The organism is Wolbachia endosymbiont (group B) of Longitarsus flavicornis, assembly GCF_964028135.1.
In the GTDB taxonomy this organism is placed as follows: Bacteria; Pseudomonadota; Alphaproteobacteria; order Rickettsiales; family Anaplasmataceae; genus Wolbachia.
In genome coordinates this window covers 541,081-552,288 of the sequence record NZ_OZ034758.1, presented here as the reverse complement: position 1 = coordinate 552,288, position 11,208 = coordinate 541,081, and the positions used below count along the sequence as shown (strand labels likewise).

Genomic DNA, 11,208 nt, shown 5'->3' with positions numbered 1-11,208 from the left:
CCTAAATCAAAAAAATAGTTCATAATTGTGGCAATAAAAAATACAGCAAATGCTCTAGACACAAAAGACAATGTCCCTATTGAAATCAATAGGACAACACTTTTCTGTACAGCATTTAGCTTAATAGAATAGTAAAATGATATGCATATGAATGACACTAGTGACATCATAATTAAGATCATTGTAAGAGGCAAATAATTCCCTCTTCCCTCGGTAACTATAATAAATGTTATTGCCATCCATACATATCCTTCCGTAAATAGTGCAATAATATCATTGATAAAATCAACTAGCTTATAAACGAACTGTTTTTCTAATGTATTTTGTTCTTTACACAAAAATATAGAGTTTAATTTTCGTTGAAAATATACCAGAGTTATTAGTAATAATGGTGTTAGAATAAATAAAATATTAAGTAGAGTGTTCATAAAAATCCTTAGTACAATCTGCCATTATTTTTGAAGCGCGACCTATTGAGTCTGTCATATAAAAATTACACTCCTTTAAAGTAAAAGGCGTATTACTTAAATTTATTTTACCATTGCTGATTGGTACCCATGTATTTTTTACCACTTGATCAACACTTCTAAACTGTGGACCGATAGTATCTAATTTTTTTCTCACATCAAATAAACTATCATATAACAAGGAAAGGCTCAAATATTGGGATAAATTTTTAATAATCAACCAATCTTCCTTTGCTTCACCAGGAGGAAAAACAGCTAAATTTGTTCTCTGTACTCGCCCTTCAGTATTTACATAAGTTGCATATTTTTCTGTGTATGCAGCTCCAGGTAGAATGACATCTGCTATATGCGCTCCCCTATCACCATGGTGGCCTTGATAAATTACAAATATATTTTCTAATTTTGATGTATCAATTTCATCTGCACCAAGAAGATAAACAACTTCCACCTCGCCACTTTCTGCCTGTTTTAGCATCTGATTAATGTCTTTTCCACCTTTGCTAGGAACAAATCCAATATCGAGTCCACCAACCCTTGCTGCAGCCTTATGCAGTACGTTAAAGCCATTCCAGTTATCTCTGATCATGTTAAATTTTTCTGCAATTTTGCCAGTTAGCGCTAAAATTGATTCAGAATCATCTCTTACTAATGCATCTTGACCGATGATGAGCATCGGATTTGAGGCAACACTCAGCAGCTTGCAAAATTTATGATTTCCTTTTGCTATTTCGTCTAAGATATTTGGGTTATTGCCTAACCTCTCAACATGGTATAAATACTCAACGTTAGGGCCAATGCTTGCAATAGGAAAATTGCCTTGTAAATATCTCTTTCTCAATCTTGCATTAATGATTGGTGCTTCTATCCTTGGATTCGTATTGATTAGCAAGCATAAATCTGCACTTTCTATACCCTGAATAGTGGTATTGAACACATAAGATCCACGATTACTTGATATAAGATTTGCACCATCTTGCCTGCAGTCTATATTCCCCGAACCAAGCTTCTGCATCACTTCTTTGAGTAGAAGCATAGACTCACAATCTGCTAAATCACCTGCAATTGCAGCTATTTTGTTTGATTTCGTACTCTTTAATTTCTTTGCAGCAACAGTTAGTGCTTCATTCCAATCAACTGGGGCTAATTTACCATCTTTTTTTACATAAGGTTGATCAAGACGCTGAACTTTTAGTCCATCATAGGCAAAACGGGTTTTATCTGATATCCATTCTTCGTTCACTTCTTCATTGAGTCTTGGCAATATTCGCATAACTTCAGGACCACGACAATCAACTCTAATATTACTTCCCACAGCATCTAGCACATCTATAGTCTCACAATGTGATAGCTCCCATGGACGCGCTGTAAAGGAGTAAGGCTTTGAAGTTAAAGCCCCTACCGGGCAGAGATCTATGATATTTCCAGATAATTCAGAACTAATATGCCTTTTTATGTAAGTGCTAATCTCTACATTTTCTCCCCTTCCGATTCCTCCAAGTTCATTTGTACCTGCAACATCAGACAAAAATCTAACACATCGAGTACAATGAATGCATCTATTCATTGCAGTTCCAATCAGTGGACCAAAATGTTTTTTTGGCACAGCTCTTTTATGCTCATCAAGTCTGCTGGTTCCTTTCCCATAAGCCATCGTGATATCTTGCAAATCGCATTCACCACCTTGATCGCAAATTGGGCAATCAAGCGGGTGGTTAATTAGCAAAAACTCAAGCACACCTTCACGTGCTTTTTTAACCTTAGGGGTATCAGTGTGAATAACCATCCCTTCTGCAACTGGCATTGCACAAGAAGCTACTGGTTTTGGAGGTCCACCCTCCACTTCAACCAAACACATTCTACAGTTACCAGCAATTGCTAAACGCTCATGATAACAAAAACGTGGAATTTCAACGCCCACAACTTCACAAGCTTGAATTATAGTGAGCCCATGCTCTACTTCACATTCCTTAGAATTAATAGTAACTTTAACCACAACTATTATACAGCTTCCCACTTTATAGGATTGCCGCTCACCTCATCTTCAACCAGATTGCCGTTGTCATATTGAGCAGACATATAATTCATGCGCGAATCACGATCTATATATCTAACAGGTTTTACCGGTTTATCTTTATACATTTTTTGCTCGGCTTTCTTACGCTGAGTAGGGTTATTTTTACTAGCTGTCTTTGCTTTCCCACCTGCTGCCATATAAACTCCTAAAAACTTCTTATTTTATTTTAACACTTAAGTATACACCGTCAATGCTAAATAGCTTTAAAGTTTTAATAGTCCATCATTACAATCATCATTTGAACAAAATACTTTCTCTTGATGCTGCTCAAGTGTGTAACTTTAGAATCCCCAAAAAAGAAAATGTAAGTTACTTTGATGATATCATTTTCTACGTCTTATAAATAGACATTCATGTAGCCGTAAATTAAGCTATAAACTCAATACAAAGATCCTTAATTATTAATCTCATAGTACTTCTCAACCAACTTATTTAGCAACCTTACACCGAAACCTACTGCCCCTCTTGGAGAAATATCAGTGCCTTTTTCGTGCCAAGCAGTGCCTGCAATGTCTAAATGTGCCCAACAAGTGTCGTTTACAAAACGCTGTAGAAACTGTGCAGCCATTATACTATCTCCACCAGAACCTGCAGGAGCTATATTTTGCACATCAGCAATCGGCGAATCAATAATTTTGTTATAAGTTTCATTCATAGGAAAGCGCCATAATTTTTCATTTACTTCATTTCCTGCATCAATCAGATGATTTGCTAATTCATCGTTATTTGAAAAAAGACCAGCATATTCATTATTTCCAAGCGCAACCACTATAGCACCAGTTAAAGTTGCAAGATCAACCATAAATTTAGGTGAGAATCTGTCTTGCGTATACCACAAAGCATCTGCAAGTATGAGCCTTCCTTCTGCATCAGTGTTCAACACTTCTATCGTCTGTCCAGACATCGAAGTTACTACATCACTTGGTCTTTGAGCATTACCGTCCACTGCATTTTCTGCAAGTGCAACTACACCAACTGCATTTACCTTTGCTTTTCGTCCAGCTAGAGTACGCATCACCCCAACCACAGTAGCAGAACCCGCCATGTCATATTTCATTGACTCCATGCCACGCGAAGGCTTGAGTGACACTCCACCAGTATCAAACGTTATGCCTTTACCCACAAAAGCTACAGGCTTTTGTTCCTTGGAAGCTCCATTCCATTTGATCACTACTAATTTTGGCTCTTTACTACTTCCCTGTGCTACCCCAAGCAATGCTCCCATTTTTTTCTCTTCCATCTGTTTCTTACCAAGCACTTCGATTTCAAGGCCAAGCTTAGTAAGCTCGGTTTTTATATAATCAGCATAGGATTCTGGATATAAAACATTAGGTGGTTCAATGGTAAGAGTACGTGCAAGAAATATGCCTTCACCTTCTTGTCTTAAACGCTCAAATGATTTTTCAGCACTACTGAATTGCTCATCTTTCGTTAGCACTGTGATCTCCTCTACTTCTGTAACTTTTTCATCCTTTTTGGTTTTATACTTATCAAATTTAAAACTGCGCAAAAATGCACCGTATGCAACATTTGCTGCATTGCCTTCGATTGAGATTGCCGCTCGCTTGATTCTTAATCTGCTTAGCTCACAATATATTTTACCACCAATATTTAATCCTTTGCTTTCATCCCATTCATCTCTCATTCCAAGACCAGCAACTATAATATTTTTTCCCTCTGATGAAGTAATGGAGAAAAATTCACCAAAACCTCCATTAAAACCACTAAATTTCTTGATGTTATCTATAGCTTGCTTATCTTGTAGAACATTAGTTATAAACTTATCACCCTCAAACAAACCTACCACTAGCGTCTCAAAATCGGGTAAAGCTTTAGAAATTGTTATCTTCATCGTTGACATCTCCGTTGCAAATAATTGTAAGCTGCACATAAAATATAGTAAAAACATTAGTAAGATATTTTTCATATACATTTTAAGTACAATAGCGCTTAAGACTACTATGAACTCCCCTGATATGCAAGGGCTTTATCTTTTATCAGAAAATTTGTTATGCCCACCTAGGGTTATATTAAATGTGTAGGTCTTCATGGCCTGATTGTTATAAGTAAATGGTGCTATCAGAAGGCTTGCAAGTCCACTCTCAATAAGATTACCAAGAAGAAGATCATCACAGTTATCGCAATTATGATCAGCAAAAAACATTTGTGTTGTGAATTCTGGAAAATCTGGATGTTGGACCAAAAAGTTGATGTGTGGAGCCCTATCACCAATTTTACCTGGTACTATTGTAATAAAATTATAATAGCCAAGGTTATTTACTACAAATCTTCCTGATCCAGCAAAATTTGGATCAAGCTCCACATTTTCATCATAATAGCTCATGCCAAGTGAGTCTGCGTGCCATATAGAAACCACAGCATTTTGTATCGGTAAGCAATTTACATCAGTAACTCTACCCACTACATTTATTAATTCTCCTGCTGCATTATTTGGAGAGCCAGGTTTTCTTCTTAAATTATTTGAAGAGTTAAAGCTTTTTGGCCTTGTTTCAAGATCATAAATCCCTGGAGTTTCAATACAATTAAGCAAAATAGGATCAGCTGCAAATAATGACAAATCGAATATAAACTGTACTAAAAACGCTAATAAGATATTTTTTACATTCATTTTGTTTATAGTGCTTTTATCAGAATTATAGCAACCTTTTTCTTTTATTAAAGACAAGACTTTCTTTGAAGCCTCCTTAGAATCACAACTATCCTTTCAGTGTATGAGTTTTAGGTTTTAGTACTGCATACACAACTGCACGGACTTCCAATTTAGAAATTGCAAATCAATCCAAACACGCAAGTGTAATGTTACCGCCACATGCTGTAGTGTTGACACTTACAACCTTTTCTATAGAAAAACGTTGCAGATAATTAGGACCACCAGCTTTTGGTCCGGTACCTGACAGTCCTCTACCGCCAAATGGTTGTATTCCAACTGCTGCACCTATTTGATTGCGATTGATGTATACATTTCCAACTGATATTTTCTTGCTTATTAAATCGATCTGACTTTGTACACGGCTTTGCAAAGAAAACGTAAGTCCATATCCTGTATTGTTTATATCACTTATAACTTCATTTAACTGCGACTTATTAAAACGTATGATATGTAAAATAGGCCCAAACACTTCTTGCTTTAATTGCGAAATTTTTTGTATCTCATAAATGTACGGAGGAAAGAAATAACCATTATAAGAATTTGTATCCATGGGTACCTTGGACAAAAGGTTTGAATCTTCATCCCTTGATATCTTTTCCGTATGTTTAGTGAGCATATCAATAGATGCTTTGTCAATTATTGGACCAATATCTGTGCTCAGTTGTATTGGGTCACCTATCTTTAGTTCTTGAGCTGCATTGCATATCATTTTTATTTGTTTTTCTGCTATATCTTCTTGAATAAATAGCACTCTGAGAGCAGAACAACGTTGACCGCCACTGCGAAATGCAGAAATTAAAACATCCTTAGTTACCTGCTCTAAAAGAGCAGAACTATCAACAATCATAGCATTTAATCCACCAGTCTCAGCGATAAGTGGCACAATAGGACCATCTCTACTAGCAAGCATTCGATTAATTATTTGAGCAGTTTGTGTTGAACCAGTAAAAGCTACACCGGAAATTCTATTATCTGGCACTAATGTTTTACCTAAATACCAACCATCCCCTGGAATAAGGTGTAGCACATTTTTTGGTATTCCAGCTTCGTGTAGTATCTTAACGGCTTCACAGGCAATAATCGGCGTTTGCTCTGCCGGTTTTGCCAGCACTGCATTACCTGCTGCAAGTGCAGCTGAAACCTGTCCAATGAAGATAGCGAGTGGAAAATTCCACGGTGATATGCATAAGAAAACTCCTCTGCCTTCAAAAAAGATGAAGTTATCTTCACCTGTTGGACCTGGCAATTTTTTCCAGTCATTCAGTTCATTTTTTGCTATCATTGCATAATAGCGCAAAAAGTCGATTGCCTCTCTTACTTCTGCTATTGCATCGGATAAAATTTTTCCTGCTTCTACAATCAGAATATAAATTAACTCTTTCATCCTTTCCTCAAGCAAATCTGCAGCTTTTTCAAGGCATTTAGCGCGCTCTTCTGCTGAAACATTCTGCCACTTAGTAAAAGCACTATGTGCTATTTCAAGAGCATTTAAAGCCTGAGCACTTGTTGCACTTGACACTTCTCCAATTACATTTTCCAAATGTGCAGGATTCACTACTTCGGTAAATTCCGCACTGTCAAGAAACGACTCTCCATCAATTATTGGGCCAACTTGCCATTTCTTTTCACTAAATTCCCTTATATCATTTGCAAATTGTGAAACTGCAATTGAATCGCTAATATCCATCCCCAAGGAGTTTTTTCTTTCCTCTCCAAAAATATCTCTTGGCAACGGGATGCTTGGATGAGGCTCATATTCTAAGCTTTTAGCTTTTTCTAATGGATCTGAGACTAATTCTTCAATTTTAACGTCAGAATCATTTACTTGATTGACAAACGAGCTATTAGCTCCATTTTCAAGAAGGCGCCTAATAAGATATGGTAATAAATCACTATGTTTACCAACCGGTGCATATATACGACAATTGATGCTTGTTGCAAGTTCTGAAATTGCATAATCATACAAACTTTTACCCATTCCATGTAAGCGCTGAAACTCAAACCCAGGATGATTTTTATCGGCAAGCTCTATTATAGTAGCAAAAGTATAAGCATTATGAGTTCCAAAACATGGATAAAAGTGATTCTCTTTGCTTAAAAGTTTCTGCGCACAGGCAAGATAGCATACATCTGTGTGGCTTTTTCTAGTAAACACCGGATAACCAATTAACCCTAATTCTTGTGTGCGCTTGATTTCTGAGTCCCAATATGCTCCTTTTACAAGCCTCACCATAATTTTATGCTTTGATCGAATGGCAACATCTTCAACAAAATCAAGAACAGATAAAGCACGTTTTTGATACGCTTGCACAGCCAAGCCAAGCCCCTCCCACTTAGAAAGTGAATCATCAAGACGCAATTGCTCAAATAAAACTAATGACATCTCAAGTCTTTCTGATTCTTCTGCATCTATACAAAGTGAAATGTTATATTTCTTCGCTTCATGACACAGTTCCAGCAACTTAGCTCTCAGCTCTTCAGCTATATTACCAAATTGGCTAAATTCATAACGTGAGTGCAGTGAAGACAATTTGATTGAAACACCTTGAGATTTAAAGCAATCATTTATGTCAGCAGATTCACCTATGGCTTTTATTGCATGCATGTATAAATTAAAATACTCTTCCGCATCCTCAACTGTGCAAGCAGATTCACCAAGCATATCAAAAGAGCATAAATACTTACTGTAGTCATCTGATTTCACACTTTCCAATGCTTTTTCTATAGTTTCTCCAACAATAAAATGCTTGCCAAGAATGGATATTGCTTGTTTCACCGCTTTGCGGATTATTGGCTCTCCTAAATTTTTCAATAACCTGGAAATTATGTGATAGAATTTTGAATCCTCTTCATTGTTTCTCAATATACTGCTTCCTATAATTAAACTCCATGTAGAAGCATTAACAAACAATGAAGAGGAACGCCCCAGGTGTTTATTCCATTCTTGGTTGGCAATTTTATCTTTGATCAATTCATCTATTGTGTAATCGTCTGGTATTCTAAGTAATGATTCAGCAAGACACATTAGCGCTACTCCTTCTTCGTTAGAAAGTGAGTACTGTTGTATAAAAGAATCTATAATGCCTAATTTACTACCTCTAATCTTTTCGACAATTTGTTTTGCAATATTGTAAATTATGTTTTTTGAATCAGCCGAAAGTTCTGATTTTTCTACAAGATAGCGTACGTGACTTTTTTCATCAGCACGATAAAATGCCTGCAATCGTTTTCGTAATGCGTTAGGTTCTTGTATAGAACTGATCATAATTATCTACAAAACACCCTTTACCATATATAAGATAAGATTATATCATAACTTTACATCGAATAAATTACTATTTAAATAAAGAGCCAGAATCGATTCAAAAAACCTAGTTGATGACTGTGATAGCTCAAAAGGACTGCGCAAGTATATAGCTCAACACTCCACCACTAATCAAGTACTTAACCTCAGTTGCAGTTTGTACACAGCACTTGAGTTGAATGGATTGCTCTGAATCATCCTTTCTTTTAATGATACATTCTAGATTTCCATTTGGTACTACTTCACCTTTTATGCTCACTATCTCACTACCATCAAATATCTTTCTCGTTACTCCATCCTGAAATGCAAGTGGAAGAACACCCATACCGACCAAATTGGACCTATGTATGCGTTCAAAACTTTCTGCAATCACAGCTTTAATTCCCAGCAATGCAGTACCCTTTGCTGCCCAATCCCTACTTGAACCCGTACCATATTCTTTTCCTGCAATGACAACTAATGGAACAGCTTCTCTTTTATATTGCATTGCTGCATCAAAAATTGACATAGTTTCTTGAGAAGGAATATGTTTTGTATAGCCACCCTCAGCGCTCACCATTTTATTTCTTATTCTGATATTAGCAAAGGTTCCACGCATCATTACGTTGTGGTTACCGCGGCGAGATCCATATGAATTGAAATCTTGCGGTTCAACTCCAAGACCTTTTAAATATATGCCTGCAGGACTATTTGAGGCAATATTTCCAGCAGGGGAAATGTGGTCGGTAGTGACGCTATCGCCAAACATCGCTAGTATTTGCGCATTCTTTATATCAACTATGTTGCTTTTATTGTTCTTAGTCGATAAATTATCAAAATAGGGAGGGTTTTGTATATAAGTGCTTTTCGCGTCCCAATCATAGATTTCACTTTTCTCACACTTTATCTTTTGCCAATGCTCATCACCAGAAAAAACATCCTTATACTTTTGTATGAACATTTCACGCGTCACAACACTTTTAACACAGCTCTCAACTTCACTATTTGTTGGCCATATATCTTTGAGATAAACATCACTTCCATTCTTATCTTTGCATATAGGATCTTTTGTCAGGTCAATTTGTACAGTACCTGCAAGTGCATATGCAACAATAAGTGGCGGAGATGCCAAGTAATTAGCTTTGACTAAAGGATGGATTCTTCCTTCAAAGTTACGATTACCGGATAAAACTGCTGCAACAGTCAAGTTTTTATCCTTAATATCACTTTCTATATCTTCATTAAGCGGACCGGAGTTTCCAATACAAGTTGTACAGCCATACCCAACCAAATTAAAACCCAAAGCATTTAGATCTTCCTGTAACCCTGACTTTTCTAAATATTCTGTTACAACTTGTGACCCTGGAGCAAGAGAAGTTTTAACCCAAGGCTTTGATTTTAATCCAAGGTTGACTGCATTACGCGCTACAAGTCCAGCAGCAATCATTACACTTGGGTTTGAAGTATTAGTGCAGCTTGTTATTGCTGCAATAACTACACTTCCATCTTGGAGTTTATCGCTTTCCTCTGACTCATTAACTGGAAATGATTTAGAAAAAGATTCTGCCACTTGCGAAAGAAAAACCTTATCTTGCGGTCTTTTTGGACCGGCCATTACTGGCTCTACGCTCGATAAATCAAGCTCCAGTATGTCAAAGAACGCCAATTCGTCATTACTACGCCACAGCCCTTGTTCTTTTGCATAGACTTCAACCAATTTAACCAACTCTTTTGGCCTTCCGGTTAAGTTTAAATAATCTAGTGTCTTCTGATCAATTGGAAAGAATCCACAAGTTGCACCATACTCTGGAGCCATATTAGCTATGGTTGCTCTATCTGCCAAAGATAAACAATCTAAGCCATCACCATAAAATTCCACAAATCTGCCAACAACGCCTTTTGTTCTTAGGATACTGGTAACCGTCAGCACTAAATCAGTCGCAGTTACTCCTTCCGGTAGTCTGCCAATTAATTTAAATCCAACTACTTCTGGAATCACCATACTAATTGGTTGACCAAGCATCACAGACTCAGCTTCTATGCCTCCAACACCCCAACCAAGGACTGATAACCCGTTAATCATTGTAGTGTGACTGTCAGTACCAACTAAAGTGTCAGGATATATGACCCCATCATTATTACACACAACTTGCGCTAAATACTCAAGGTTTACTTGATGGCAAATTCCAGTACCTGGTGGTACTACTCTAAAATTTGTGAAGGATGACTCTCCCCACTTTAAAAATTGATATCTCTCCAAATTTCTTTTTACTTCTAGCTCAACATTTTTACTGAATGCGGAAGTGCTTCCATAACTATCTACTTGAACAGAGTGATCGATCACAAGATCAACAGTTACAGATGGATTTATTTTGCTTGGATTACCTCCGTTTTTCTTCACATAATTACGCATTGAAGCTAAGTCAACGACAGCAGGAACTCCTGTGAAATCCTGCATCAAAACCCTTGCTGGCTTGTAGCTAATTTCGTGATTAATGTGTTTCTTGACGCAATTTGCTAATATCTTTATGTCATCTAATTTAACGCTTACTCCATCTTCGTTGCGCAATAAATTTTCAAGCAATACCTTGAGTGAACAAGGCAATTTGGTTAAATTTACTCCTAAGAATTTACCAGCGTTACTTAGGTTAAAGTAGTTATATAACCTTCCATCAATATTTAAAGTCATCTTTGCATTTAAAGAATTGTTCAT

6 protein-coding genes are annotated in these 11,208 nt (G+C 36.8%); all 6 read right to left on the bottom strand.

Features of this window, described 5'->3' with window-relative positions; genetic code table 11:
- Positions 1–411 precede the first annotated feature (411 nt).
- Positions 412–2,460: an NADH-quinone oxidoreductase subunit NuoG gene (nuoG, locus tag ABWU45_RS02635; protein ID WP_353278903.1), complete on the bottom strand. Its 2,049-nt coding sequence runs from the start codon at positions 2,458–2,460 to the stop codon at positions 412–414.
- 5 nt (positions 2,461–2,465) lie between these two features.
- On the bottom strand, positions 2,466–2,678 hold the full coding sequence (locus tag ABWU45_RS02630; RefSeq protein ID WP_006279675.1) for a hypothetical protein: 213 nt from the start codon (positions 2,676–2,678) through the stop codon (positions 2,466–2,468).
- 257 nt (positions 2,679–2,935) lie between these two features.
- Positions 2,936–4,393, bottom strand: coding sequence for a leucyl aminopeptidase (locus ABWU45_RS02625; RefSeq protein WP_264682614.1), 1,458 nt, complete (start codon positions 4,391–4,393; stop codon positions 2,936–2,938).
- 135 nt (positions 4,394–4,528) lie between these two features.
- Positions 4,529–5,170, bottom strand: coding sequence for a protocatechuate 3,4-dioxygenase (locus ABWU45_RS02620; protein WP_064085711.1), 642 nt, complete (start codon positions 5,168–5,170; stop codon positions 4,529–4,531).
- A gap of 166 nt (positions 5,171–5,336) precedes the next feature.
- Positions 5,337–8,477: a bifunctional proline dehydrogenase/L-glutamate gamma-semialdehyde dehydrogenase PutA gene (putA, locus tag ABWU45_RS02615; RefSeq protein ID WP_353278901.1), complete on the bottom strand. Its 3,141-nt coding sequence runs from the start codon at positions 8,475–8,477 to the stop codon at positions 5,337–5,339.
- A 127-nt stretch (positions 8,478–8,604) separates the two neighbouring features.
- On the bottom strand, positions 8,605–11,208 hold the full coding sequence (gene acnA, locus ABWU45_RS02610) for an aconitate hydratase AcnA (protein WP_353278899.1): 2,604 nt from the start codon (positions 11,206–11,208) through the stop codon (positions 8,605–8,607).

Coding starts and splice junctions, on each gene's coding strand:
- ABWU45_RS02630 (WP_006279675.1), bottom strand. CDS start 2,678: ATGGCAGCAGGTGGGAAAGCAAAGACAGCTAGTAAAAATAACCCTACT.
- ABWU45_RS02625 (WP_264682614.1), bottom strand. CDS start 4,393: ATGAAGATAACAATTTCTAAAGCTTTACCCGATTTTGAGACGCTAGTG.
- ABWU45_RS02620 (WP_064085711.1), bottom strand. CDS start 5,170: ATGAATGTAAAAAATATCTTATTAGCGTTTTTAGTACAGTTTATATTC.
- putA (WP_353278901.1), bottom strand. CDS start 8,477: ATGATCAGTTCTATACAAGAACCTAACGCATTACGAAAACGATTGCAG.
- acnA (WP_353278899.1), bottom strand. CDS start 11,208: ATGAACAATTCTTTAAATGCAAAGATGACTTTAAATATTGATGGAAGG.